The following is a 26,438-nucleotide window of genomic DNA, read 5'->3' as shown; positions in this document are numbered from 1 at the left end:
AGAGGTAGCGTCAATAGTCCACCAGCAATTGCGGGTTGGCGTCGTAACCGAAATGCGGTTTGACGCCGAGAACGCCTGCCGTTTGGGTAATTATCTCGCGGGTCATCGGGGCCGCGGTTGAGGCCGCCGTGCGCCCGCCGTTCACGCCGGTCTTCGGGGCGTCGATCATCGTCAACACGACATATTTCGGTTTGTGCATGGGAAAACCTGCCACGAAGGCGTTGAAATTGATATCCTTGGCGTAACGGCCATTGATCACCTTGTCGGCGGTTCCAGTCTTGCCGCCCACATGAAATCCCTCCACCTGCGCGCCACGGCCGGAACCCTTGATGCCGTTCCAATTGAACAGGTAGCGCATATCGGCGCTCGTCCTGTCGTTGATGACGGTGCGCGCGAGCGATGCGGCAGCTTCTTTCGAACGCGGCAGGAAGGTCGGCGAAATCAGGTTGCCGCCATTGATCAGCGCGGCAGCGGCCACCGCCGTCTGCAACGGGGTGGTGGCGACGCCATGGCCGAAGGAGATGGTGACGGAATTGATCTTCTTCCATGTTCTCGGCTGGGTAGGCGTGGCCACACCGGGCATTTCCGTGTCCATCCTGGTAAGAAGCCCGAGTTTCGTCAGAAATTGCTGATGGCCTTCGACCCCGACCTTGTCGGCCACCGCCGCCGTGCCGATATTCGATGAATATTGAAACACTTCCGGAATGGAGAGCGGCCGGTTCCTGCCCTTGAAATCCTTGATGGTGAAGCCGCCCATGCGGATCGGCCGCGACGCATCCACCACCGAACCCAGCGTGATCGCCCCGGCATCCAGCCCCATGGCGAGCGTGAAGCTCTTGAATGTGGAGCCCATCTCGAAGGTGGCGTTGCTCATCCGGTTGAACCAGCCCTTTTCATACTCCCTGTCGATGCTGCCATCGGCGAGGGTGCGGGACGGTTCGTTCGGATCGTAGTCAGGCACCGAGGCCATGGCCAGCACTTCGCCCGTCTCCACATCAAGGATCACCGAACCGGCGGCTTCGGCCTGATAGGCGCTTTTCGCCTTCACGACCACATCGCGGACGATGTTTTGTACCCTGAGATCGATGGAGAGCCGCACCGGCTCCATCGGCGCGCCGCTGGCAAGACCCACGGCGCGCAGATCGGCCAGCCCCTGCTGGTCGAGGTAGCGCTCCATGCCGGCAAGCCCCTGATTGTCGACATTGACGTGGCCGATAATATGCGAAGCGGTGGGGCCGCCCGGATAAAACCTTCGCTTTTCCGGCCGGAAGCCGATGCCCGGTATGCCGAGGTTGAGAATATCCGCCTGCTGCCGGGGCGTCAGCTGGCGTCGCAGCCATTGAAAGCCGGTATCCGAGCGCAACCGGCGGTGCGTTTCACGCCAGTCGAGATTGGGAATAACGGTCGCGAGTTTCTCCACCACCTCGTCCGGATCGACGATCCGGCGCGGATCCGCATAGAGCGAGACCATGTTAAGATCGGTTGCCAGAAGCGTGCCGTTGCGATCGACAATATCCGGCCGGGAGGCGACGGCATTGGCACCGGTATTGATCCATGCGGTCGCCACCGGTTCGGCAAGGCCATATTGGACGAGACGTGCGGCGACGACCGCATAGATGACAGCGAAGGCGGCGATCAGGATGCCGAGCCTCATGCGCGCATCGACCCTGCGGCGAGCGGCGGAACCGAGGAGCGCCTCCCTACCCTGCGCGGAATTTCTCTGAATAATAAAATGCGCCCGGCTTTTGAGCCGCACCACAAAAGCAATCATTTCCCGATGACACCCACTCTCATGGCGGCGAAACGAATTCCGCGACAGCCAACGCCTTATTGAGGCTGGCACAAGATAAGCCGCGGGGCCATGAAAAGAGCGGGCGGAGAGATGCCGCCGTTAAATCTGTATTAATATACATTTAAAATTGTAACGAGCCGCCCAGGCGGTCGTTAACAAAGGGCAAAGCTAGAGGCGGGAAATCACCGAAGGGTCGCCTTCCGGGTTCTGCTGCGCCAGCGCCCGGTCGATGATGGCGGGCACGATATCCTTCACCTCGTCGATGACGAGTGGGTTGAGAAGATGCGCGCGGTGAATGAAGCCCTGGTCGCGCATGTGTTGCACCAACTCCAGCATCGGGTTCCAGAAGCCGTTGATATTGGCAAAGACCATCGGTTTGGAATGGCGGCCAAGCTGCGCCCAGGTCATGATCTCGACGATCTCCTCCAGCGTGCCGACACCGCCCGGCAATGTCACGAAGGCATCGGACCGCTCGAACATCATATGTTTGCGCTCGTGCATGTCCTTGGTTATGACAAGCTCGTTCAATTGTCCGAGAGAATGGCGCGTCGCCTCCATATCGACCAGAAATTCCGGTATGATGCCGGTTACTTCGCCGCCATTGGAAAGAACGCCGCTGGCGACCGCGCCCATGATGCCCTTGGTGCCGCCGCCATAAATGAGGCGAATGCCGCTTTCGGCAAAGCATTTCCCAAGCGCGCGGCCTGCTTCCATATAAGCCGGATCACGTCCGGGCTGGGAGCCGCAATAAACGCAGATGGATCGAATCGATGTATTTTTGTCCGTCATGAAGGGAAGGAACTATGTGCGATGCGGCACGTCAAGAAAATTTGGGAAATCCCTTGCAAATATGGCCTTTTAGCCACTCGCCGCTTGTCTGGCGCAAGGTAAGGCGCTAGCAATCTCAACTTGTGTGAAAAGCTTGAAATACCCGGAGATTCCAGGATGAAAAATAATAAAGCCGGTTTGCTGGCGCTGGTCGTGCTGGGGATTGCGTCCCTGCTCATGATCTTTTTCGTCCTGCCGCGGATTTCAAACGACGGCAAACCGATCGGCGACGCTATCAACGAGGCCGGCGACGCCGTGAAGAACAGCGTTGAAATGGGCGCCGACAAGGCGGGCGACATTCTGTCCGACGCGGCCGAGGAAACCGCCAACATCGCCGACAAGGTCGGGCGGCGGGCGGCTTCCGCCACCCAGTCGATCAAGGATCTGACGACGCTTTTCGCCGACAGCAAGGTTCCCTCCGACGCCGATTTCGCAGCGGCGCGCAAGAAGGTCGAAACCTCGCTGAAGGAACTGACGAATATCGAAATTCCCGAGTCGCTGGACGAAACGACGTCGCGGCTCATCACTACGGCGCGCGCGGCCGCCGAGCGCACCACGGCGTTCCTGCGCGGCCTGCCTGACAATGCGGCGGCGGCGGCGGCCCAGGTGCGTCGTCTGGCTGGCGTCTTCGCCGGCACCGACGATGGTGCGCCAGAACCGGCAAAACCGGCCGCAGCACCCGCCGATGCGGCGCAATCATCATCCGCCACGCCGACTTTCGACGTGCTGCGCGTCGAGCCGGATGGTTCGGCCGTGATCGCCGGCAAGGCGCAGCCCGGTGCGAAGCTCGAAATCTTGAGCAACGGCAAGGTGATCGCGCAGACGACCATCGACGGCAGCGGCGATTTCGCCGCCGTTTTCGACAATCCGCTGCCACCCGGCGATCATGAGCTGGTGCTGCGTTCGACCGATGCCAACGGCAAGGCAACGCAATCCGAAGAAGTCGCCACGGTTTCCGTACCTGACGGCAAGACGGGCGAGCTTCTGGCCATGGTTTCCAAGCCCGGCAAGGCAAGCCGCGTGCTGGCCATGCCGGAGGCGGCCCCTCCGGCGCTTCAGCCGCAAGCCGCGCCCTCGCAACAGCCTGCGGCAACATCCGAAACCAGCGCCAACACCGCTTCCGCACCGCTCGCCGGCACTGCGGCTGCGTCCGCCGCGGCCCCGCTGACCTCGAGCGTTCAGGTCACCGCCGTCGAGTTCGAGGGATCGAAGATCTTCGTCGCCGGTTCCGCGCCTGCCGGTTCGACTGTGCGTGCGCTGGTCGATGACAGGGAAATCGGCAAGAGCATCACGGAAGCCTCCGGTCATTTCGTCGTCGAAGGCGATGTCGAGCTTAGCGTCGGCAGCCATATCATCACCGTCGAGGAACTGAATGCCGACGGCGCCGCGAAACTGCGCGTGCGCGTTCCCTTCGAGCGGCCGCAGACCGACCAGGCGACCGTCGCCATGCAAACGCCGTCCGCTCCGTCGTCAGCCACAGCGACTGCGGCGCCGGCTGAAAACCAGAGCACGGCAAGTGATCGCGCAACTTTTGAAAAGCTGCGCGACGATGTTGCCAAGGCCTTCGGCATTCTTTCCAATCTCTACAAGGATCAGGCCACGCCGGCGCTCGATCAGGCCATTGCCGGCCGCTCCGCCGTCGTCATCGGCCTCAAGTCGCTTTCGGAATTCCGTACCGCCGCCGCGACAGATCCGGCCTTCACCGCTTTTGCCGGCGACATCACCGCCAAGGCGCGCCAGCTGCTAACATCGGTCGAAGCATGGCCGAACGATGTGGCGGCAATCGGCAAGGGTATCGCCTCGCTGGCAAGCCGCCTTGCCGAGCTCCACATCACGGCGCCCGCCGCTCCCGCTCCACAGGCGCCCGCCGGTCCGCAGACCTTCGAGCAGGCGCCGCTGGCAGAGAGCCAGAACAGCGTCATCATCCGCCGCGGTGATACGCTGTGGCAGATTTCCCGTCGTGTTTATGGTCAGGGCGTGCGTTATACGACGATCTATCTCGCCAACGAAGACCAGATCAAAAACCCCGACCTGATCGAGCCCGGCCAGATTTTCGGCGTGCCGAAAGAGGCGTTGCCGAATGCCGAGGAACTTCACCGCAAGCGGCTGAAGGGCGGCTCCTGAGCATTTCTAGCGTTGCGGTGAACGCGCAACAACCCTATCTGTGACACGCGCGGCGGCTTGACCAAAGCCGCCGCCCTGCTGTCGGCTTCCGGCAGTCACCGGAGCGAATGATGGCCACGAAGAAAAAAACCATTTCTGCGGATTCCAGCAATCCCATCCAGACGCTGATCAATCTCTGGCCCTATATGTGGCCGGAGGGGCGTTGGGATCTGAAGATGCGGGTGGTCTGGGCCACCGTGTATCTGGTCGTCGCCAAGCTGGTGCTGATCTCAGTTCCCTATTTCTTCAAATGGGCGACCGATGCGCTGAACGGCCGGCTGGATATGGCCGGGCTTGTTCCCGCCTTCCTGCTCGGAGCCGTCGCGCTGGTGATCGCCTATAATCTGACGCGGCTGATACAGGTGGGACTCAACCAGCTGCGCGATTCGCTTTTTGCAAGCGTCGGCCAACATGCCGTGCGTCAGCTCGCCTACAGGACCTTCGTTCACATGCACCGGCTTTCTTTGCGGTTCCATCTGGAGCGCAAAACCGGCGGACTGTCGCGGGTCATCGAGCGTGGCACCAAGGGCATTGAAACCATTGTCCGCTTCACCATTCTCAACACCGCGCCGACCCTCATCGAATTCCTGCTGACAGCGATCATCTTCTGGGCCTCCTACGGTTTTTCCTATGTGCTCGTCACGGTCATCACGGTCTGGGCCTATATCTGGTTCACCGTGCGGGCCAGCAACTGGCGCATCGGCATCCGCCGCGCCATGAATGACAGCGACACCGACGCCAACACCAAGGCAATCGATTCGCTCCTGAATTTCGAGACCGTCAAATATTTCGGCAATGAAGAGATGGAGGCGCGGCGTTTCGATGTCGCCATGGAGCGTTACGAAAAATCGGCGATCTCGATCTGGACCTCGCTCGGCTGGCTGAACTTCGGCCAAGGCGTTATCTTCGGCATCGGCTCCACCGTCATGATGGTGATGTCGGCGCTTGCCGTGCAGCGCGGCGAACAGACAATCGGCGATTTCGTCTTCGTCAATGCGCTGCTGTTGCAGCTTTCCGTGCCGTTGAATTTTATCGGCTTCGTTTATCGCGAAATCCGCCAGGGCCTGACCGACATCGAGCAGATGTTCGATCTTCTGGAAGTAGAGGCGGAAGTCACCGACAGGCCGGATGCGAAGCCGCTTGCAGCCGGACCGGGCGCGATCTCCTTCCGCGACGTGCATTTCGCCTATGACCCCGACAGACCGATCCTGAAGGGCGTTTCCTTCGACGTGCCGGCGGGCAAGACGGTGGCCATTGTCGGCCCTTCGGGCGCGGGCAAATCGACGATCTCGCGGCTGCTTTATCGTTTCTACGATATTCAGGAAGGCTCGGTGACCGTTGACGGGCAGGATATTCGCGATGTGACGCAGAAGAGCCTGCGCTCGGTGATCGGTATGGTGCCGCAGGATACCGTGCTTTTCAACGACACGCTCGCCTATAACATCCGTTATGGCCGCCCCTCCGCCACCGACGAGGAACTGAGGGCTGCGGCGGATGCGGCGCAGATCAGCGCCTTCATCGGCAAGCTGCCGGAGGGTTACGCCACCATGGTCGGTGAACGCGGCCTGAAGCTTTCCGGCGGGGAAAAACAGCGCGTGGCGATTGCCCGCACGATCCTCAAAGGGCCGCCGATCCTCATTCTCGACGAGGCGACCTCTGCGCTCGATACGCATACCGAGCAGGAAATCCAGAGCGCGCTCGACATCGTCTCGAAGAACCGCACCACGCTGGTCATCGCCCATCGCCTTTCCACCGTCATCGGCGCGGATGAGATCATCGTGCTGAAGGACGGGCAGATCGCCGAACGCGGCACGCACAGCTCGCTGATGGGGCAGAACGGCCTCTACGCCTCGATGTGGAGCCGCCAGCGCGAGGCGATCCGTGCGGAAGAGGTGCTGCGCCATGTGCGCGAAACCGACGATCTGGGTGTCATCGACCGCGGTGAACCGGCGCATTGACGCGCATAACCCCGGCCAACCGGGCCTCATGGCCCCCGGCCCATTGCCCGGCGGCGCGTTTGGCTGTAACCAGCTAGGCAAAATTTGTCGCATTGCCGTGTGGCTCATGTCGTATCACGACCACATACAGACGCGACAGACGACAACCGGAGCAAGGAATCTCATGAATCTGTTCGACACCATTCGCAACACCATCGTACCGATCCACAAGGAAGGTTATGTCTTCGTGGCGGCCTTCTTCGTCGCATCGTTGGTGCTCGGCTGGATCGCCGAACCGCTGTTCTGGGTCGGTCTCGTGCTCACAGCCTGGTGCGCCTATTTCTTCCGCGATCCCGAGCGTGTCACGCCGCAGGATGACGACCTCATCATCAGCCCGGCCGATGGCAAGGTTTCCGCCGTGCAGAGCGTCGTTCCGCCGCTGGAGTTGGAACTCGGCAAGGAACCGCTGGTGCGTATCTCGGTGTTCATGAACGTGTTCAACTGCCATGTGAACCGCGCGCCCGTGCGTGGCCGCATCGTCAATGTCGCTTACCGTCCCGGCCTCTTCCTCAATGCCGAAGTGGACAAGGCTTCCGAAGACAATGAGCGCAACGGCCTCGTCATCGAGACCTCGCACGGCAAGGTCGGCGTGGTGCAGATCGCCGGCATGGTTGCCCGCCGCATCGTCTGCTGGGTAAAGCCGAATGAACCAGTCGACGCCGGCGAGCGTTTCGGTCTTATCCGTTTCGGCTCGCGTCTCGATATCTTCCTTCCCGCAGGTTTCGAGCCGCGCGTATCGGTCGGCCAGACGGCGATTGCCGGTGAAACCGTGCTCGCCGAATTCGGCTCCGCCAAGGGTCCGGTCGTCAGCCGCCGCGGCTGACGGAAACAGGAAGGGCATGCGCATGGAAACGCCGATCGCCGAACCGCAACAGAACGGCAAACCAGAGGGCCGCAGCGACAGCGGCCGTGGACCACGGCTGAGGGAAATTCCCTTTCGCCTCGTCGTTCCCAATCTCATCACCGTTCTGGCCATCTGTGCGGGCCTGAGCGGCGTGCGTCTCGCCATAGAGGGCCGCTTCGAGCTGGCCGTCGGCATGGTGCTGCTTGCCGCCTTCCTTGACGGCATAGACGGGCGCATCGCCCGCATGATGAAAGCGACGTCCAAATTCGGCGAGCAGATGGATTCGCTGGCCGATATCGTCAATTTCGGTGTCGCCCCTGCCCTCGTGGTCTATGCCTACCTTCTCGACCAGGCGCGCTCCATCGGCTGGATCGCCGCCCTCATCTATGTCATCGCCGCCGGCCTGCGTCTGGCGCGTTTCAACGTCATGATCGAGCGGCCGGTCAAGGCGCCGTGGCAGAATGAGTTCTTCGTGGGCGTCCCCGCCCCGATGGGCGCCATGCTGGTGCTGCTGCCTGTCTATCTCGGCTTCCTCGGCGTCGAGCCGGACAAGCCCTTCGCCTATGTGGCCGCCGCCTATACCGTGCTGATCGGTTATCTCCTCATCAGCCGCCTGCCGGTCTGGTCGGGAAAATCCGGCACCAGCCGCATCCGTCGCGATCTGGTCCTGCCGATGATCCTCGTCGTCGTGCTCTATGTCGCAATGCTGATGAGCTTCACCTGGGAAGTGCTGGTTCTGACGGTTGCCGCCTATCTCGTCTTCATTCCCATCAGCGCCCGCCTCTGGCACCGCCGCTACGGCACGCTGACCATCGAGGAAGACGCACATGACGACGCCAATGGCGGCAACGGCCTCGATCGCGGTATTTAAAACCGCAGGTTTATTTTTTCTCACACAAGCCGGCGCAGGATGTGACGCAAAATGTCGCAGTCTGGAAAGCCGGCTTCGTTTTTCTTCGCCTCGAATCCGTCAAGATTAGCCGCGAAAGAAGTGGCTCACACGCATCGCAACGGCGATTGACGTGAATTGTGGAGAGAGAGAAATGACGAACGAGACGAAGGCGCAGCCGCCGGCGAAGCCCGACCTCAACAGCCACTACCGCCCGCTCGGACTGAAGGCCGTAGCGGCCGCAACCCTGATGCTGAAGCGCAAGCCCGCCGCCAAAACCGCCTGAAAATATTAGATTTTTTGATTTTTTTGGATTTTGCGAATCTTCCAGAAAACGGAACGTTGCCGACGGAAAATCGACAATCACGCGGCGCCTTTTTCGGGCGCCGTTTTTTTGTTTCAGGCACCGCCGCGATACTGCAGAGCGTCAGTCATTCACGCAATCGGCAGCCTTCTGTAACGAAGCTGCAACGAAAGTGTAGTAAAAGGCTCGCCTTCCACAAGAAGGCTATACGAACACCGACGTATAGATTAGTGAATACAAAAGAACTTTTCTATTCCGCATTTTTTTCCACAACAATGCATAAGCCGGCTCTCGAATCCGCAGACACGCGGATGGCGGATGTTCGGCGTTGAGGGAAGATTGTGAAGACAGGCCAGGGGGGCTTGGGACGGCCATGCAGGATAAAATCCTTCTGATTGAAGATTCCGTTGCTCTTTCCATGCTGCTGAAGACGCGGCTTTCGGAAGAAACGGAAGCCGAAGTCGTCCATTGCGACAGCATGGCCGCGGCCGATACCCTCATGCAGACCCATGACTTCACGCTGGCGCTGACGGGCCTCAACCTGCCCGATGCGCCGAAGGGCGAGATTCTCGCACTTTTATCCGAGCGCAAGGTGCCAGCCATCGTTTTCACCGCCACGGTGGATGACGAGGCGCGCAAGCGCTACGCCGAAAAGAAGATCATCGACTATATCGTCAAGGACGGCCATCGAACCGTCGATGCGGTCGTCAGAACGGTCCAGCGGATTTTGAGCAACAAGCTCTTCTCCGTTCTGGTCGTCGATGATGTGCGAACAGCCCGTTCCGGCCTGGTGGAAATTCTGGAGCGGCAGAATTTCAGGGTCAGCGAGGCCCATTCGGGCAAGCAGGCGCTGGAGATACTGTCGCAAGACCCGACGATCCAGCTTGTCATCACCGATTATCATATGCCCGACATGGACGGCTACGAGCTCACACGCCGTATCCGCGACAGCCGGTCCTCCGAAGATTTGCGGGTCATCGGCATCTCCTCTTCAACGGATCGTCTCCTTTCGGCAAGTTTTCTCAAGGCCGGCGCGTCGGATTTCGTCTACCGCCCCTTCGTGCCGGAAGAATTGCAATGCCGCATCGACAACAATATCGAGACGTTGAAACAGCTCAAACGCCTGCGCGAACTGGCAGAGCGAGATCACCTCACAGGCCTGCCCAATCGTCGCTCCTTCTTCGAGCGCACGCGGGCGCTGATGGATGTCATCAATGGCAATGACGAGAGCGGCGCCGTCGCCATTCTCGACATCGATCATTTCAAGAAGATCAACGACACGCTGGGGCACGATGCCGGCGACAGGGCGCTGAAAAAGCTGGCCGCACTGCTGCATGAAATGTGCGACGAGCAACGCCATATTCCCGCCCGCCTCGGCGGCGAGGAATTTGCCGTGTTCCTGCGCGGGCTGGATGCCCGGGCTGCCTATGCCTTCTGCGAGGAACTGCGCGAACAGGTGGAAAGGAACGGCCGCCAGCTGAGCGGCAGCAGCCTGGCGCTGACGATTTCGCTCGGCGTCGTGGAGATCGAGAAGGGCGAGCCCTTCGACAACCAGCTGAATGCGGCGGATCAGTTGCTCTATCTGGCCAAGGCGAATGGCCGCAACCGCGTCTATTCCGACATCATGATCCAGGAAGGCCTGCAAAAGATCGGGCTGAACGGCTGATTGTCTCTGAAGTCTTCTATGGGACCGAGCAAGTGCCACTTGTTTCTTCTCCCCGCCGGGGAGAATTCCGCGGCAGGGGATGAGGGGGCAAGCTCTCCGCATATCTCTACCGTAGCCCCCTCATCGGACCCTTCGGGCCATCTTCTCCCCGGCGGGGAGAAGAAAAAGGCGGCTCGCTCAGCCCTCGTCATTGGCCTCGCGAAACACCTCAAAACAACGACATCTGCCCCTCGTCCTTCGGCGGTTTGATCTTTGCCAGCGGCGCGCTTTCCGGCACCGGTTCGATGAGGTCGGCGCCGACATTAGCGACCTTGTTGACCTTATCCGAAACGGGAATCATCTCGAAAAAATCATCCTGAACGGGTCGCATCAGGTCGGCGACCTCGCGTGGCTCCTGGGTCTTGCAGTCGAGCCAGCGGCTGAAATCTTCCGGCGCAATGACCACGGGCATGCGGTCGTGAATACGGCCAATCGCGGCATTGGCGGCCGTGGTGAGGATTGCGCCGGTATCAACTTCCGAACCATCGGCAGACGACCAGGTTTCCATGAGACCGGCGAAAGCGACGATGCCGCCGCTTTTCGGGCGGATGAAATAGGGTTGCGGTTTGCCGCCCTCCTCCTTTTGCGGGCGCCGCCATTCGTAAAAACCCGTTGCCGGGACGAGCACGCGGCGATGGCGCATGGCCGCGCGGAAGGAGGCCTTGCCGATTGCGGTTTCGGAACGGGCGTTGATGAGCAGCGGAAAATCCTTGGGGTCCTTCACCCAGCCCGGCATGAAACCCCAGCGCACCAGCAGGGCCCGGCGATTGGGCAGGTTGCTGCCGCGTTCCTGCCGTTCGCCCTCCATGACGACCAGAATGGGTTGGGTCGGCGCGATATTGAAACGGGCGGGAAAATCCTCAAGGCCGATCAGATCGAGATAATCGGCAATCTCCTCGGGCGTCGCCTTCAGCACGAAACGTCCGCACATCGCCTTCTCCTTATGCCCTTGGTCCGAACAGGATGATGGCGGTGCCGGCAAGGCAGACGATGCCGCCGGCGATATCCCACCTGTCCGGCGTTTGCCCTTCCACGCCCCAGAGCCAGAAAAGCGAGGCAGCAATATAGATCCCGCCATAGGCGGCATAGGCCCTGCCCGCCGCCTCTGTCGGCACCAGCGTCAGAAGCCAGGCAAAAGCCGCCAGCGCCACCATGCCGGGCAACAATATCCAACCGGTCTTACCGAGTTTCAGCCAGGCCCAGAAGGAAAAACAGCCGGCGATTTCGGCAAGAGCCGCCAGAACGTAGATAAGATAGACCTTCATTCCACCGTCTTTAGTGTGCACAATCGCGTCCGTTCCGGACTATAACCATCGGCGCGGAAACCGGAATCGATTTTTCCGAGCCACGATACCACGATAGACAGGCCGGAAACGGCCGAAACAAGCGAAACCCTTCATGACCCTTCGTATCAAGCCCCGTGCCGCCTCCTCCGCCATCGTCAGGAATGGAGACCGGCTGCTTCTCGTGCGCCGCATCAACCCACCCTCCAAGGACATGTTCGCCTTTCCGGGCGGTCGGGCCGAAGACGGCGAAACGCCGGCCGAAACGGCATTGCGCGAGCTGCAGGAAGAAACCGGCATCGTCGCTCGCCGGCCGCAGCTTTTCGCGACATACGATCTTCCCTCGCGAGATGCGGCAGGCCTGCTGACGAGCCATTATTTCCTGTCGGTTTTCACCGTGGAAACCGATGCCGACCCCCTCGTGACTGTCGGCGACGATGCGGCGGATGCGGGCTGGTACACATTGGCGGAAATTCGCCTGCTGCCCGCGCCCGAAAGCGTCGTCGAATGCGCCGAACGCCTGCTTGCATGATTGCCAGCCAGCCAGAATCGCTATTATCTAGGATCGATCCGCCCGCCGGATGGTCACGAGCCAACAGTTCACGCGTATGTGTGGGGCAGAATAGAATTTTGATACGACCAACCATCTTCCTGTCTCTTTTTGTGACAATGCTTGCCGTATCAGGGCAAGAGGGTATCGCTTATGCGCAGCCTTCAAAATCCGTTTCGACGGCGCGTCCTGCGGAAGCGACACCGCCCAAACCCGCTCCTTACGACGACAAGCTGGCGCGGCTTTCGGAAATATTGGGCGCGGTGCAATATCTGAGAACGCTGTGCCCCTCTTCCGGACCGGAGGACTGGCGCAAATCGATGAGCGACCTTCTGGCCGCTGATACGGCCAACGAACCCGAACGCCGCCAGCGCATGACGGCCGCATTCAACCGTGGATACCGCTCCTTTGCGGCTATCCACACCAGTTGCACACGCGCCGCCATCATGGCAGAAGAGAACTACCGTAACGAAGGGGCAACACTCGCGCAGGAAATCGCGTCCCGGTTCGGAAATTAGAGGATTATTAACCTCTTTTCGCCGCAGGCCGTGCCGTTTTGATAAAAGGCTGCTAGTGTTGTTAACAGGGTGGTAAGGACTTGCCCGCCCTGTCGAGGATGAAAAATGCAGACAAGCCGTAACGAAATCGACGATATGATCGTGCATGAAAAAATGCAGGTCGCTCTGGAACACCAGAACGAGGCATGGGCTGACGGCATGGCCGACGGCATCGAGCCTGAGATCATCGCCGATGCCGCCATCGCTCTGGCCATGCGCGAAACCATCCGTATCCATGGCGAGGCCGGCGCTGAAGCAATGCTGGAATCGCTGCGCCAGCGCATGCTTCAGGGCGAATTTTCGCCGCAGCGGGTAATACAGTAAAGCCGGGGTCTATCATGTCTTGCCTGAGCAAGGGGCTTTTGCGCTCTTCCGCCCTGCTGTCCATCCTGCTTGCGCTCGCCGCCAGCCCGATTGGCATGCCAGGCCGCGCCTTTGCCCTTTCCGAGCTGAAGCCGGCGCAGAACACCGAAAGCGAGCCGAAGGCTGAGAATGGCGGTGAGCCGCAGCAGGCCCAGCCCGCGGAGCCGGACGAAATCGAAGGCGATTCGGAAGGCATTCCCCTGCCCGACCCTCTTGTGGACCGTTCCGCCAATCAGGCCAACCAGCAATCCTCCACGTCCGACAACACGCCTGAAATGTCTGTCGTGATCGAGCACGACATTTCCAAGGCGCCGGAACCCGTGCGCAAGCTGCGCCAGCAGATCATCGATGCCGCCGCCTCCGGCGATATCGAAAAGCTGCGACCCTTCATCGCTGCCGGCCAGAACGAATTCCGCATCGACGGCAATGACGGCGAAGACCCGATTGCGGCGCTGAAAACTTATTCCGGCGATCCTGACGGGCTGGAAGTGCTGGCGATCATCATCGACCTGCTGTCGACCGGTTATGCCCATGTGGACGCCGGCACGCCTGACGAGGCCTATGTTTTCCCCTATTTTTCCGGAAAACCGCTGAATACGCTGACTGCGCCGGAAAAGGTGGAGCTTCTGCGAATCATTACGGCGGGCGATCTGGCTGACATGCAGGAATTTGGCAATTACAGCTTTTATCGCGTCGGCATTTCGCCTGACGGCAAGTGGAAGTTCTTCACCGCCGGCGATTGATCGCATCGCAGCGCTTGCCGTTCTTTTGCAAAAATCCTAACTGTGCGGAATGAGCATTCCGGCAAATGCATCTGCATCTTGCCTGCTATCCGCATAGTCTCGACGAACCGAACGGTGACGCCATGCCTTCCGCCTTTCTTGCCGACCGCCGTCTGATCCGGGTTTCCGGCGCCGGCGCCGAGGAATTTTTGAACAACCTCATCACCGCAGATGTTGAAAACCTGCCGCAAGGCGAAGCAAGGGCCGCAGCCCTTCTGACGCCGCAGGGCAAGATCCTGTTCGATTTTCTGATCTGGCGCGATGGCGGGGACTATCTGATCGAGACGGGCGCGGCCGAACAGGACGCGCTGTTGCGCCGCCTGACCATGTACAAGCTGCGTGCACCGGTCGACCTCAAAGCCGAGACGGTGGAAGGCGTGAGCGTTTTCTGGAACGAGACTGCCGCAGCGGCTGGCGTCAGGGATGGCCGTTTCGCCAAAGCCGGCATCGATCTCTACCGTATACCGGGCGCCTCCGCATCCGGCGACATCGCGGCCTATGATGCGCTCCGTATCGAGCAGGGCATTGCCGAATCGGGTCGGGATTATGCGCTTCAGGATGCTTTTCCGCACGATGTGCTAATGGATGTGAATGACGGCGTTTCCTTCAATAAGGGTTGTTTTGTCGGTCAGGAAGTCGTCTCGCGCATGAAACATCGCGGCACGGCAAGACGCCGCGTCGTCAGCGTTTCGGCCGAAGTCGCGCTTCCCGCCAGCGGAGCGGAGATTACTGCCGATGGAAAGCCGGTCGGCGCGCTCGGAACTGTTTCCGGTAACAGGGCGCTCGCCATTGTGCGGATCGACCGTATTGCCGATGCGCTTGCTTCAGGTACGCCGCTTCTTGCCGGGAATGTTCCCGTGACGGTGGCGCTGCCGGCGTGGAGCGGCATTTCCTTGCCGACGGCCGATCCGGCAGCGCGGGCGGAGGACTGAGAGTGACGCCCGCAAAAAGCCCGCGCGCCTGGCAGCGCATGCTGTCCGGTCGGCGGCTCGATCTGCTCGACCCTTCGCCGCTCGATGTGGAAATCGTCGATATTGCCCATGGCCTTGCCCGCGTAGCCCGCTGGAACGGCCAGACGCGCGGCGACCATGCCTTTTCCGTGGCCCAGCATTGCCTCATCGTCGAGACCATCTTCTGCCGCATGTGCACCGGTGCCACGCCTGACGAGATGCAGATGGCGCTTCTGCACGATGCGCCGGAATATGTCATCGGCGACATGATCTCGCCGTTCAAATCGGTGGTCGGCGGTGGTTACAAGACCGTGGAAAAACGCCTGGAAGCCGCGGTGCATCTGCGTTTCGGCCTGCCGCCGCATGCATCGCGCGAATTGAAGGACCGCATCAAGAAGGCCGATACGGTCGCCGCCTTTTTCGAAGCGACGGAACTTGCCGGTTTTTCCACCGCCGAGGCGCAGAAGTTCTTCGGCCTGCCGCGCGGCATCACCCGCGATATGTTCGACATGACGCCCCTGCCCTCGACTGAAGCGCAAAAGCTTTTCATTGAGCGTTTTGAGGCAATTGAAGAGCTGCGTATGGTCAAGACGGGGAGCGCGACATGACGGCCATTGTTGTATCGCCGCTGTCGCGGATCGCGGAGATGGCCGTGAAGCACAAGGCCCGCGAAATGGTGACGCTGATCGCCAAAGAGCAGTCCTTTCACCGCCCTGCCGTCATTGCCGCAGACCGGCACCTGACGCTTGCCATGAACGACATTGCATTCAAGGGCACCGCCGATCTCATCGCGCCGGACGATGCGCATGTGCTGAAGCTAATCGATTTCGCCCGGCAATGGGACCAGTCCGCGCCGCTGCTCATCCATTGCTGGATGGGTGTTTCGCGCTCACCCGCCGCCGCCGTCATCGCATCCCTCAGCCTTTATCCGGACCAAGACGAGAACGAACTCGCCGGGCGATTGCGGGCGGTTTCCCCTTACGCCACGCCGAATGCCCGTATCATCGCCATTGGCGACCGGCTTCTGAGGCGCGACGGGCGACTTGTCAGGGCGATAAAGGCGATCGGCAGGGGTGCGGATACCGACGGCAACGTGCCTTTCGTGCTGCCGCTTGGCGGCTGAAGCCCGAATTTTGGCGGAACCGCCAAGGCGCCCGTTCGTTACCAACGCTGAACAGCAATAAAGATTACGGGACAATTCATGGAACAGCAGGCAGCGGATATCTTCGTCGCATCGCAGGCAGCCGTTCGGCAGGCCAGCGCCCTGGCAGTGCAATATTCCTTTTCGGTCATTGGCGCGCTTCTTCTTCTGATCATCGGCTGGTTGGCCGCAACATTCCTGCAACGCTGGGCATTTCAGGGCCTGTCGCGCGTTCGCGGCTTCGATGCGACGCTAGCCGGTTTTTTTGCCGGGGCGGTCCGCTATGTCGTGCTAATTCTGGTTCTGGTCATGGTGCTTAGCCAGTTCGGTGTACAAACAGCTTCCATTCTTGCAGTTCTCGGCGCCGCCGGCCTTGCCATCGGCCTTGCGTTGCAGGGGACGTTGCAGAACATCGCCGCGGGCATCATGCTCGTGGTGCTACGTCCCTTCCGCGTCGGCGAATATATCGAGACGACCACCGTCAAAGGAACCATCATCGAGATCGGGCTGTTTGCTACCGAGCTCAAGACGAGCGACGGGCTTTATCGCCTTGCACCCAACTCGACCCTGTGGAACGTGCCGATCACCAATTACAGCCGCTTTCCGTCGCGCCGTCATGAAGTGAGCCTGACGGTCAAGAACGACGAGGACCTCGCCGCCGCACAGGACATGCTGATGCGGGTGGCGCGATCCGAAAGCCGCGTGCTGCTGGATCCAGCCCCCGTGACCTTTGTCGATTCAGTCAGTGCGGACAGCGCCACGGTGAAATTACGCTACTGGGTGCGCAGCGACAGTTACTTTACAACGACCCGCGACGTGACGAAGGCTATGAAACTCGCCTTTGACGAGCGCAAGGCGGACATAAGCGCGCAACCCGCCTAAGGCGTTGCACCTTACCCTCTTTCAAGCGCGACGGCTGCAAAGCCATCGCGCTTTTTCGTTGCACCGAGCCGGGACGCCACTTGCATCCCTCGAACGCGGCCTTTATGGATCATAATGTAATGTTATTACATAACTTGCCATTATGAAGATAAGAGGGCCGAAACAAATGCAGAAGATACTCACCCGCGTCACCGGCGCTGTCGCACTTGGTTCCATGCTGCTGGCGACGACCGCGGCGATGGCCGCCGGCGGCGACAAATCCGCTGCCCACAGCCACGACCATGGGCACGATCATGGCCACCAGATGACCGAGGCGGAAAAGCAGATTTACAAGGGCTACTTCGAAGATGCCCAGGTGAAACCGCGCGCGCTTTCCGACTGGGAAGGCGACTGGCAATCGGTCTACCCCTATCTGCTGAACGGCTCGCTCGATTCCGTCATGGCCGAAAAGGCGGCGCATGGCGACAAGACCGCGGCGGAGTACCGCGCCTATTACGAGATCGGCTACAAGACCGATGTGAACCGCATCGTCATCAAGGCCGACAGCGTGGCATTCTACAAGGACGGCAAGCCCGCTGAAGGCACCTATGTCAGCGACGGCCATGAAATCCTGACCTACAAGAAGGGCAATCGCGGCGTACGCTATATCTTCAAGAAAACCGCCGGCGACGAGGCCGCGCCGCAATTCATCCAGTTCAGCGACCATTCCATTGCTCCGGTCAAAGCCGGCCACTACCATCTCTATTGGGGCAACGACCGCAAGGCGCTGCTGGACGAAGTGACCAATTGGCCGACCTATTATCCGTTCCTGATGGACGGTGATGATATCGTCAAGGAAATGGCGGCGCATTGAACAGGCTCACAGCTTTCCGTGATCCCAAGAATGCCGAGCGGTCGCACCTTCTCCCCGCCGGGGAGAAGGTCGCGGCAGCAGGATGAGGGGCAAGGGCGTGGTTAATCGTAAACCTAGCCCCCTCAGCCAACCCTCCGGGCCACCTTCTTCCCGGCGGGAAGAAGAAACCGATGGCAACCGTTCACTGCCCCATGGTGGAGCGATGCGCCCAGCCGGTCATGCGCTTTTCAAGCCACGCCATGACCGCATACATGGCAATACCTTCCACCGCGAGCATCAGCAGGCCGGCGAAGACCAGAGGCACGTTGAACTGACTCTGCGCCGAACTCATCATGTTGCCGAGGCCGTAATTGGAAGCGACGGTCTCCGACACGACCGAGCCGACGAAGGCGAGCGTGATGGCGATTTTGAGCGAGCCGAAGAAATAGGGCATGGACCGCGGAATACCGACCTTCAGCATGATGTCCATCTTCTTGGCCCCGAGCGCCCGTAGCACATCTTCGGTTTCCGGCTCGATGGTGGCAAGGCCGGTGGCGACATTGACGACGATGGGAAAGAAGGAAATCAGGAAAGCGGTCAGAACGGCGGGAACCGTGCCGATGCCGAACCAGATGACGAGGATAGGCACCAGCGCCACCTTCGGAATGGCGTTGAAGCCGATCATCAGCGGATAAAGCCCGGCATAGATGGTTTTCGACCAGCCGATGAACAGGCCGATAGCGAGACCGGCGGCCACAGCAATGGCGAAGCCCAGCGTCGTGGTATACAGCGTTTGCAGCGAATTCTTCCAGATCGGCGACCAATATTGCACGATGGCCTGCCCGACCCTGACTGGCGACGGCAGGATGGTGGGCGGCATTTTCAGCGCGTAGACAAGCAGTTCCCACAACACGAAAAGCGCCAGCGTATAAAGCCATGGGGCGGCTTTCACCCAGTTGACACGGGCAATCAGCGGTTTGCGCGGCTCAGTCGTGACGGTGGTTTCCATGATCGCGCTCATGCCGCCACCCTCGCCTGCGCGATTTCGCCATGCAGTGCCTGCACCATGTCGTTGAAACCCTTGTCATACATGATATCGAGCTGGCGCGGGCGGGCGAAAGGCACGCGATGTTCCGCCAGCACCCGGCCCGGCCTTGCACTCATCACAAAAATCTTGTCGGCCAGAAATGTCGCCTCGCGCAGATCATGGGTCACGAGGATGATGGTGACGCGCTGCGCGGCGTGCAGATCGCGGATGACGCACCACAACTCCTCGCGGGTGAAGGCGTCGAGCGCGCCGAATGGCTCGTCGAGCATCAGCAGTTCCGGCTCATGGATCAGCGCCCGGCAGAGATTGGCGCGCTGCTGCATGCCGCCGGAAAGCTGCCACGGATATTTGGAGCCAAAGCCCTTCAGGCCGACGATCTCCAGAAGACGCTCGGCTTTCGCGACATAGTCTGCTTTATGGGCGCGCAGCCGGCGACGGTGTTTCTCGACGATCTCCAGCGGCAGCAGGATGTTCTCAAGCGTCGTGCGCCAGGGCAGCATCGTCGGGTTCTGAAAGGCCATGCCGACGATGGAGACCGGTTCGGTGACCTGCCGCCCGGCGACGATGACATTGCCCCTTTGCGGAATATGCAGCCCTGTCACCAGCTTCATCAGGGTCGACTTGCCGCAGCCGGACGGGCCGACCACGGCCGCGAATTCACCCTTGTCGACCGTGAGATTCAAGCCGGATACGGCCAGCGTGCCGGCGGAACCGCCGTAACGCATGTCGACATTATCTATTTCCACGAGACGTGACATCGCAGTTCCGTTTTCAGTTGCTGATCGGGCTTTTGAACCCCGCAGCGTTGCCGCTTGTTTCTTCTCCCCGAGGGGGAGAAGGTGGCCCGAAGGGTCGGATGAGGGGGGCAAGCGTAGAGATATACGGAGAGCTTGCCCCCTCATCCCGCTGCCGCGGACTTCTCTCCGGCGGGGAGAAGAATCGGGCCGCACCCGCTCATTTTACCCATCAGGGAAGCATGCGTTCTTCCTTGGCCGGCAGGTAGGTCGCGTCGAACACCTGCTCCGCCTTGACGTTGCCCTTCAGGCCCATGGAAACCTTGAGCGTCTCCAGCGAGGCCGCAAGCCGGGCCGGATCGACCCCGCCCATACCGTTTTCCACGACATAGGGCGTCTTGATGTTCATGCTGTTGGCCATGTTCAGGCGCTCCAGCTCGATGGCGCTGTCCAGCGTCTCGTTGCGCTTGAGGACGGCCGCCACACCCTCTTCCGGGTTCTTGACGGAATCAGCGAAACCCTTGGCCAGCGCTTTCAGGAAACCCTTCACCGCTTCAGGGTTTTTCTCAGCGAAATCAGTGTTTACCAGCACCGCATTGCCATAGAGATTCAAGCCATGCTCGGCCATCAGGATGGTCGAGATATCGTCATCGGCGATGCCCTGTTTCTTGAGATTGAGGATCACCGAAAAGGCAAAGCCGAAAACGGCATCGACGTCGCCCTTGGCGAGCATAGGTTCACGCACCGGGAAACCGATCGATTCGATCTTGATCTTGCTGTCATCGAGACCTGCGACCTGCTTGAAGGCGGGCCATTGCGCAAAGGCGCCATCCGGCGGCGGGGCGCCGAGCTTCTTGCCTTCCAGCGATTTCGGATCACCGGTAACACCGAGCGACTTGCGACCGACCACGGCGAATGTCGGACGCTCATAGACCATATAAACGGCCTTGATCTTCTGGCTTGGATCCTCGTCGAGGAACTTCATCACCGAGTTGATGTCGCCGAAACCCATCTGGTAGGCGCCGGTCGCCACGCGCGGAATGGCTTCCACCGAGCCGTTGCCGCTATCGATGGTGACATCGAGCCCTTCAGCCTTGAAGTAACCCTTGTCGAGCGCCAGCAGGAAACCCGCGGCGGGGCCTTCGAACTTCCAGTCGAGTGTGAATTTCACCGGCGTTTCGGCCCGCACCTCTACCACCGGCAATGAAAATCCGGCGGTGACACCGATGGCGGCAATGGCCAGTGTTCTGGACAACAACCTGCGCGTTAAAATCATCTGTTCCCCCTGATGGTTTTGTTGGATTGGTTGCATAAGACCCAATTCCAACTCTCAAGGCAAGATAAAATTGCATACAAAATAGCCGTTATTTTGTATGCTTATTTTATATGCATCAATGATCGATACACAGGCAACAAGCTGGCAACTCTGCCCATCCCGCGTGCAACGAAGGTGCGGAAATATCGTTCACGCAGAGAACACAGCGTTCTCATTTGCCGGGGTTGCGGATCAGGGGCAGCGTGCGACAAATAGGGCCACGAACAGCAGGCAAACGCGGGACGGCAAGATGAATTCTGCACTTGGTATACACCACATCACCATGATTACCCGGAAGGTGCAGGCGAATGTGGATTTTTACGCCGGCTTTCTGGGCCTGAGGCTGGCCAAGCGCACGGCCGGTTTCGAAGACGCCATGCAGCTGCATCTGCTTTATGGCGACGATATCGCCTCGCCCGGCTCGCTTCTCACCTTTCTCGTCTGGGAAGATGGCGGCCAGGGCCGTGTCGGGTACGGCCAGACGCTGGAAATTTCCGTGGCCATCGATCCCGCCGCCATCGGCTTCTGGCTGACGCGGGCGCTGAGATTTGGTATCCGGGCGGAAGGCCCCTCCGATGAGTTCGGTGCCCCGGTCATCCGGCTGAAAGATCCTGACGGCCTGATCGTCAAGCTGGTCGGCACCCACGCCTTTGCCGATGCCACGCCGCATGTGACGGACGATATTTCCGCCGAGGACGCCATTCGCCGAATCTATGGCGCGACGGTGCTGAGCGAAGTGCCGGAAGAAACCGTGGCGTTTCTGGAGAAACATTTCGGTTACCGGCAGGAAAGCCAGGCAGGCGCAATCCGCCGGCTCGTTTCCGAAAGCGGCGACATTATCGACGTGCGCGACGCCACTGGCTTCTGGTCCAGCGCGCCGGGCACCGGCACCGTCGATCACATTGCCTTCCGCGCGAAGGATATGGATGAGCTGAACACGGTTCTAACCGGGCTGAAATCGCTGAATTCCAGCACCACCAACGCCCATGACCGGAAATATTTCCACTCGCTTTATGTCCGCGAACCGGGCGGCGTACTGATCGAAATGGCAACCGACGGGCCGGGCATGACGGTGGACGAACCGCTGGAATCGCTCGGGGAAAAACTGTTCATCCCGCCGCTCTTCATGAAGGACGAGGCGGATGTACGCGTTGCCCTGCCGCAATTTTCAATGCCGGGCGAAGAACGCATCGTCTATCGCGACCTTCCCTTCGTGCACCGGTTCTACACGCCGCAGGAGCCGGATGGCAGCACCATCATCCTGCTGCACGGTTCCGGCGGCAGCGAAACCAGCTTGATGCCGCTGGCGCACCGGGCAGCACCGCGCGCAACGCTTCTCGGCGTGCGCGGCCGCAGCACGGAGGAAGAGATCGCCCGCTGGTTCCGTCGCAATCCCGATTTCAGCTTCGACCAGAAGGATATCGCCTCGGAAGCGGAAGCCTTCGCCGCCTTCGTGGAGGGGGCGATACGGTCCTATGGCCTAGACCGTTCGAAACTGCGGTTTATCGGCCATTCCAATGGCGCGAACTTCTACGCGGCCTTTGCAGCGCTCTATCCCGACCTTGCCGGCGACGCCCTGCTCTATCGCCCGATGCCGGTTCTCGAAACATGGCCGCAGACCGATCTTTCCGGCCGCAATCTCCTGCTTGTGGCGGGAGAACGCGACAAATATCTCGACAAGGCGCACGAACTGCAGGGCCGGCTCGCCGCGAGCGGCGCAAGTGCCGAGCTGGAAACGGTTGAGGACGGGCATGAACTCGGGCTTGCCGATATCGAAGCGGCACGGCACTGGCTGGCGGATGTTTCCTGACACGAGGCCGAGCGCGTGCCACCTATTTCTTCTCCCCGCCGGGGAGAAGGTGGCCCGAAGGGTCGGATGAGGGGGCAAGCTCACCGAATATCTCCACCCTCACCCCCTCATCCCGCTGCCGCGGACGTCTCCCCGGCGGGGAGAAGAAACAAGTGGCACACGCCCGCTCCTTCGCCACCCATATCATCCATCAACCGGGCCTTGCATAAATTCACCAAAAGGGCTTTAAAAACAGCTTCGTAATTGGAGAATCCGTTTGGAAATCCCGCTGTTTATCCTCGCCCTCGTCGCGGCCTTCATCTACACGCTGGTCGCGAGCATCCGCAACTCAAGCCGAATCAAGTCGTTGGAACGGGAAGTTCTCAGTCTCAAGCGGCTGATGGCTGCGGGCGTGACGTTGGCTGCGGCGGCGCAAACGGAGAGCGAGGAATCCGCGGTAAAACCGGATCTCGAGGTGGAAGAGCCAAGCACCCCCGCTGCGGAAGATACAGCCTTCCAGGCTGACTATGCATCCGAGCCCCAGGAAGCCGCCGCCATGGCGCAAGCGGAAGACGCCGTCCGCGAGGAAGCACCCGCAGCTCCCGCCAGCGAGGCGGCATCCGCTCCGGCGACGAAGGAAAGCTTCGAAAGCCTGCTCGGCGCCCGTTGGGCCGTCTGGGCCGGCGGGCTGGCGCTCGCGCTCGGCGGTATTTTCCTCGTCAAATATTCGATCGAATCGGGGCTGCTCAGCCCGGCGGTCAGGCTTTCGCTCGCCGCCATTTTCGGCCTCGTTCTCGGCGTTGCCGGCGAAGCGATCCGCCGCAAGGCGGTGCCGGGCATCGCCTCCACCTATTCCAACGCCATGATACCGGGCGTGCTGACGGCGGCCGGCGCCTTGACGCTGTTCGGCGTCGTCTACGCCGCCTATGGCATTTACGGCTATATCGGCCCCGGCATGGCTTTCAGCCTGCTTGGGCTCGTCGCCTTCGCCACCATCGGGCTTTCGCTGCTGCACGGGCAAGCGCTGGCCGGTCTCGGCCTTCTCGGTTCAATGCTGACGCCAGCACTGATTTCCACCGAAACGCCGAATATCTGGGCGCTCTTCGCGTTCCTGACTATCGCCTGGCTGGCAACAGCGGCCGCGGCGCGCAGGCAGGGCTGGACCGTGGTTCCCTCTCTCGCCAATGCCGGGCTTGGCCTCTGGGCGCTCGGCTATATCGGCTTTTCCGAAACGATCAGTGCCGAACCACCAACGCTTGCCCTGCTCGTCATGCTGGCGGGAACCATATTCCTCTGGCCCGGCAAGACATTCGACACGCCGCCTGCCGAAACCGGTGAACCCGCCGTTCCCGCGCGGCGCGCCATCCGCGGCATGCGGCTTCTGCTGCGCCCGTCGCTCGCCCTCAATCTCACCGTCTCGATGGCCGTGATCCTGCCGGCCATCGGCTTCCTCTTTGCCGATGGCGGCGTCGATACTCATCCGGCGATCATCGTTTCAGCGATCATCGCAGCCCTTGCAGCGCTTGGCGCCGCCCGCCATTATGCGGCCTGGCCAGCCATTATCGCAGCGCTCGGTGCGCAGGCTGCCGTGTCGCTGATGTCGCGGCGGGGCATCGATTTTATCGGCCTTATCAACGATACGTCCGTCTCCCTTCCGTCCGTGTCAGTCGGCTACACGGCGGAAATTGCCATGGCGCTCGGCCTCGGGGCTGTCTTCGTGCTCTGCGCCTTCTCCTTCCTGAAACGCAAGGGCGCTGACGATTCGGATTTTGCCCAGCTCTGGGCCGGTATCGCCGCGCTTTTCCCGGTCTGGCTCGCCACCGCAAGCTTCGTCGAATACGGCAATCTCGGCCGTGACTGGCTGCACGCCGCCTATGGCCTCGGCCTTGGACTGGTGTTGCTTGCAGGCGCCGAGTGGCTGCACCGGCAGAACAACGAGGCCTATCGCAAGCCGCTGAACATCCTCGTGCTCGGCTCATTCGCCGCCTTCGCGCTCTGCCTGCACACGCTGACGCAGGGGCTTGCGACAACCGTGCTGCTCTCCGTCATTGGTTTTGTCTATGTGCTGGCGACACGTCATCGCAACTGGGAGGTTCTGCCCTGGGTGATGGCCGTGGCGAGCGTCGCCGTTCTCGGCCGCATCGCCTGGGAACCCACCATTGTCGGGCCGCAGAATCTCGGCACCACGCCTGTTTTCAACGCGCTTCTTCCGGGTTACGGCATTCCCGCACTGCTGGCCGTTGCCTCGGCCTGGCTGCTGCGCGACTGGCCGGGGGTCAGGGCGAAGAACTTCCTGCAGGCGATTGCCAGTGTCATGGGGCTTCTCGCCGTCGCCATCCTCATCCGCCATGCGATGAATGGCGGCACGCTGGACAACAGCGTCCCGACGCTCGGCGAACAGTCGATCTACACGCTGCTGACCATTGGCTTCTCGGGCGTGCTGATGACGCTCGATCTCAAGAGCCCCAGCCCGGTCTTCCGTTACGGCTCGATGATTGCCGGCGTGATTGCCGTCATTAACGTGCTGACGATGCATTTCTTCACGCTCAATCCCTATTTCACCGGCGAGAATACCGGCCGCATCCCGGTCCTCAACCTCCTGCTGATCGGTTACCTTCTGCCGGCGCTCGCTTATGGCGGCCTTGCCTATTATGCGCGGGGAAAACGTCCGCCAGCCTATGTCAGCATGCTGGCGGTGGCGGGTGCAGCACTCGGCTTTGCCTGGGCGACACTTTCGGTGCGCCGTTTCTGGCAGGGCGAGAATATCGCAGACTGGAAGGGTTTTATGCAGGGTGAGACCTACAGCTATTCGGTGGTCTGGCTGCTGATTGGCGTGTTGCTGCTTGTGCTCGGTTCGCGCTTCAATGCCCGCAGCCTGCGTCTGGCATCGGCTGCCTTCGTGCTGATCTCGGTTGCCAAGGCCTTCCTGATCGACATGAGCAATCTCGAAGGTGTGCTGAGAGCACTGTCCTTCATCGGGCTCGGCGCGGTGCTGATCGGTATCGGCCTGTTCTACCAGAAAATCCTGACCCGGAAGCCGCAGGCATGATCGCGGCTGAGGCTTTCGCGCCCTATGCGGCGCTTGCGCAGGAACTGATGCAGCACGCCGCCGATGCGGGCGACGGCTCGCATGACCTTGCCCATATTCACCGCGTCTTTCGCAACGCCATGCGCATCCATGCGGGCGAAGGCGGCGATGGCACCGTGCTGGCGGCAAGCGTGCTGCTGCATGATTGCGTGGCGGTGGAGAAGAACTCGCCCTTGCGGGCGCAGGCATCGCGGCTGGCGGCGGAAAAGGCGGCGGGCATTCTAATGGGGCTCGGCTGGAAACAGGCGGACATCGACGCCGCCGCGCACGCCATTACCGCCCACAGCTTTTCCGCCAATATCGAGCCGCAGACACTGGAGGCGAGAATCCTTCAGGATGCCGACCGGCTGGATGCCATCGGCATGGTGGGCGCGGCGCGCTGCTTTTATATTGCCGGGCGCCTGGGCTCGGCACTTTACGATCCGGTTGACCCGCTGGCGAAAGAACGGCCGCTTGACGACCGCGCCTTTGCCATCGACCATTTCGAAACCAAGCTGTTCAAGCTGGCCGACGGTTTTCGCACCGAAACAGGCCGGCAGATGGCCAAAGCCCGCCATGAGAGGCTGAAACAGGTGCTGGACCTGTTTCTCGACGAAATCTGA

General features: G+C 60.8%; 25 protein-coding genes. 18 read left to right on the top strand and 7 right to left on the bottom strand.

The features are described 5' to 3' along the window. Positions 1 to 10 precede the first annotated feature (10 nt). Together PL597_RS19615 and PL597_RS19610 are read right to left on the bottom strand one after the other, a co-directional pair. Positions 11 to 1,771, bottom strand: a complete 1,761-nt coding sequence (locus PL597_RS19615) for a peptidoglycan D,D-transpeptidase FtsI family protein (RefSeq protein WP_271366047.1) — start codon at positions 1,769 to 1,771, stop codon at positions 11 to 13. 189 nt (positions 1,772 to 1,960) lie between these two features. Further along, on the bottom strand, positions 1,961 to 2,581 hold the full coding sequence (locus PL597_RS19610) for a TIGR00730 family Rossman fold protein (RefSeq protein WP_077982588.1): 621 nt from the start codon (positions 2,579 to 2,581) through the stop codon (positions 1,961 to 1,963). 156 nt (positions 2,582 to 2,737) lie between these two features. On the opposite strand from PL597_RS19610, the gene PL597_RS19605 reads away from it, so the two are divergent. The 6 genes from PL597_RS19605 (at position 2,738) to PL597_RS19580 (ending at position 10,483) form a co-directional block, all read left to right on the top strand. Further along, complete coding sequence (locus tag PL597_RS19605; RefSeq protein ID WP_271366046.1) at positions 2,738 to 4,744, top strand: LysM peptidoglycan-binding domain-containing protein; 2,007 nt, start codon at positions 2,738 to 2,740, stop codon at positions 4,742 to 4,744. Positions 4,745 to 4,854: 110 nt separating this feature from the next. Continuing rightward, the gene (locus PL597_RS19600; RefSeq protein WP_077982982.1) at positions 4,855 to 6,741 is read left to right on the top strand and encodes an ABCB family ABC transporter ATP-binding protein/permease; all 1,887 of its coding nucleotides are present in this window, start codon (positions 4,855 to 4,857) and stop codon (positions 6,739 to 6,741) included. Positions 6,742 to 6,847: 106 nt separating this feature from the next. Further along, positions 6,848 to 7,603 carry a phosphatidylserine decarboxylase gene (locus PL597_RS19595; protein ID WP_269825793.1) on the top strand — a complete coding sequence of 252 codons (756 nt, stop codon included), beginning with the start codon at positions 6,848 to 6,850 and terminating at the stop codon, positions 7,601 to 7,603. Positions 7,604 to 7,625: 22 nt separating this feature from the next. Further along, positions 7,626 to 8,495 carry a CDP-diacylglycerol--serine O-phosphatidyltransferase gene (gene pssA / locus PL597_RS19590; RefSeq protein ID WP_020009523.1) on the top strand — a complete coding sequence of 290 codons (870 nt, stop codon included), beginning with the start codon at positions 7,626 to 7,628 and terminating at the stop codon, positions 8,493 to 8,495. Between the two features lie 172 nt (positions 8,496 to 8,667). After that, complete coding sequence (locus PL597_RS19585; RefSeq protein ID WP_264673018.1) at positions 8,668 to 8,799, top strand: hypothetical protein; 132 nt, start codon at positions 8,668 to 8,670, stop codon at positions 8,797 to 8,799. Positions 8,800 to 9,190: 391 nt separating this feature from the next. After that, entirely contained in the window at positions 9,191 to 10,483 is a 1,293-nt protein-coding gene (locus PL597_RS19580; RefSeq protein WP_271366044.1) for a GGDEF domain-containing response regulator, read from the top strand. 208 nt (positions 10,484 to 10,691) lie between these two features. Here PL597_RS19580 and PL597_RS19575 read toward each other — a convergent pair whose 3' ends face one another. Then, complete coding sequence (locus PL597_RS19575) at positions 10,692 to 11,453, bottom strand: SOS response-associated peptidase (RefSeq protein ID WP_271366043.1); 762 nt, start codon at positions 11,451 to 11,453, stop codon at positions 10,692 to 10,694. Between the two features lie 10 nt (positions 11,454 to 11,463). Further along, entirely contained in the window at positions 11,464 to 11,787 is a 324-nt protein-coding gene (locus PL597_RS19570; RefSeq protein ID WP_077982594.1) for a YnfA family protein, read from the bottom strand. 133 nt (positions 11,788 to 11,920) lie between these two features. Between PL597_RS19570 and PL597_RS19565 the strand changes: the two genes are divergently transcribed. The 9 genes from PL597_RS19565 (at position 11,921) to PL597_RS19525 (ending at position 17,883) form a co-directional block, all read left to right on the top strand. Then, complete coding sequence (locus PL597_RS19565) at positions 11,921 to 12,337, top strand: NUDIX hydrolase (protein ID WP_269825795.1); 417 nt, start codon at positions 11,921 to 11,923, stop codon at positions 12,335 to 12,337. A gap of 98 nt (positions 12,338 to 12,435) precedes the next feature. Next, positions 12,436 to 12,873 carry a TIGR02301 family protein gene (locus PL597_RS19560; RefSeq protein ID WP_077982596.1) on the top strand — a complete coding sequence of 146 codons (438 nt, stop codon included), beginning with the start codon at positions 12,436 to 12,438 and terminating at the stop codon, positions 12,871 to 12,873. Between the two features lie 105 nt (positions 12,874 to 12,978). Then, positions 12,979 to 13,236, top strand: a complete 258-nt coding sequence (locus PL597_RS19555) for a hypothetical protein (protein ID WP_003501987.1) — start codon at positions 12,979 to 12,981, stop codon at positions 13,234 to 13,236. A gap of 14 nt (positions 13,237 to 13,250) precedes the next feature. After that, positions 13,251 to 14,018, top strand: coding sequence for a hypothetical protein (locus PL597_RS19550; RefSeq protein WP_137410028.1), 768 nt, complete (start codon positions 13,251 to 13,253; stop codon positions 14,016 to 14,018). Positions 14,019 to 14,140: 122 nt separating this feature from the next. Continuing rightward, on the top strand, positions 14,141 to 14,989 hold the full coding sequence (gene ygfZ / locus PL597_RS19545; protein WP_271366067.1) for a CAF17-like 4Fe-4S cluster assembly/insertion protein YgfZ: 849 nt from the start codon (positions 14,141 to 14,143) through the stop codon (positions 14,987 to 14,989). A gap of 2 nt (positions 14,990 to 14,991) precedes the next feature. Beyond that, positions 14,992 to 15,615, top strand: coding sequence for a YfbR-like 5'-deoxynucleotidase (locus tag PL597_RS19540; protein WP_170985469.1), 624 nt, complete (start codon positions 14,992 to 14,994; stop codon positions 15,613 to 15,615). Further along, positions 15,612 to 16,130 (top strand): tyrosine phosphatase family protein, encoded by a 519-nt coding sequence (locus PL597_RS19535; RefSeq protein WP_271366042.1) that lies wholly within the window; start codon positions 15,612 to 15,614, stop codon positions 16,128 to 16,130. The genes PL597_RS19540 and PL597_RS19535 overlap by 4 nt, the downstream gene beginning before the upstream one ends. A 78-nt stretch (positions 16,131 to 16,208) precedes the next feature. Next, positions 16,209 to 17,030: a mechanosensitive ion channel family protein gene (locus PL597_RS19530; RefSeq protein ID WP_077982599.1), complete on the top strand. Its 822-nt coding sequence runs from the start codon at positions 16,209 to 16,211 to the stop codon at positions 17,028 to 17,030. A 166-nt stretch (positions 17,031 to 17,196) separates the two neighbouring features. Then, a complete protein-coding gene (locus PL597_RS19525) occupies positions 17,197 to 17,883 on the top strand; it encodes a metal-binding protein ZinT (RefSeq protein WP_271366041.1) in 687 nt (228 codons plus the stop codon). A gap of 181 nt (positions 17,884 to 18,064) precedes the next feature. Here PL597_RS19525 and PL597_RS19520 read toward each other — a convergent pair whose 3' ends face one another. From PL597_RS19520 to PL597_RS19510, 3 genes are all read right to left on the bottom strand, one after another. After that, a complete protein-coding gene (locus PL597_RS19520) occupies positions 18,065 to 18,883 on the bottom strand; it encodes an ABC transporter permease (protein ID WP_142912503.1) in 819 nt (272 codons plus the stop codon). Then, on the bottom strand, positions 18,880 to 19,668 hold the full coding sequence (locus PL597_RS19515; protein ID WP_269833202.1) for an ABC transporter ATP-binding protein: 789 nt from the start codon (positions 19,666 to 19,668) through the stop codon (positions 18,880 to 18,882). The genes PL597_RS19520 and PL597_RS19515 overlap by 4 nt, the downstream gene beginning before the upstream one ends. Positions 19,669 to 19,876: 208 nt before the next feature. Next, a complete protein-coding gene (locus tag PL597_RS19510; RefSeq protein ID WP_271366040.1) occupies positions 19,877 to 20,920 on the bottom strand; it encodes an ABC transporter substrate-binding protein in 1,044 nt (347 codons plus the stop codon). A gap of 289 nt (positions 20,921 to 21,209) precedes the next feature. Here PL597_RS19510 and PL597_RS19505 point away from each other — a divergent pair, with 289 nt between their 5' ends. The 3 genes from PL597_RS19505 to PL597_RS19495 all read left to right on the top strand — a co-directional run bounded on the left by PL597_RS19505 (position 21,210) and on the right by PL597_RS19495 (position 26,438). Then, positions 21,210 to 22,769 carry a VOC family protein gene (locus PL597_RS19505; protein WP_271366039.1) on the top strand — a complete coding sequence of 520 codons (1,560 nt, stop codon included), beginning with the start codon at positions 21,210 to 21,212 and terminating at the stop codon, positions 22,767 to 22,769. 256 nt (positions 22,770 to 23,025) lie between these two features. After that, entirely contained in the window at positions 23,026 to 25,797 is a 2,772-nt protein-coding gene (locus PL597_RS19500) for a DUF2339 domain-containing protein (RefSeq protein WP_271366038.1), read from the top strand. Continuing rightward, positions 25,794 to 26,438 carry an HD domain-containing protein gene (locus tag PL597_RS19495; RefSeq protein ID WP_271366037.1) on the top strand — a complete coding sequence of 215 codons (645 nt, stop codon included), beginning with the start codon at positions 25,794 to 25,796 and terminating at the stop codon, positions 26,436 to 26,438. Before PL597_RS19500 ends, PL597_RS19495 begins: the two co-directional genes overlap by 4 nt.

The sequence above is a fragment of the Agrobacterium sp. ST15.13.013 genome, from assembly GCF_027956525.1.
Classification (GTDB): domain Bacteria; phylum Pseudomonadota; class Alphaproteobacteria; order Rhizobiales; family Rhizobiaceae; genus Agrobacterium; species Agrobacterium salinitolerans.
This window is presented reverse-complemented; position numbering and strand designations above follow the sequence as displayed.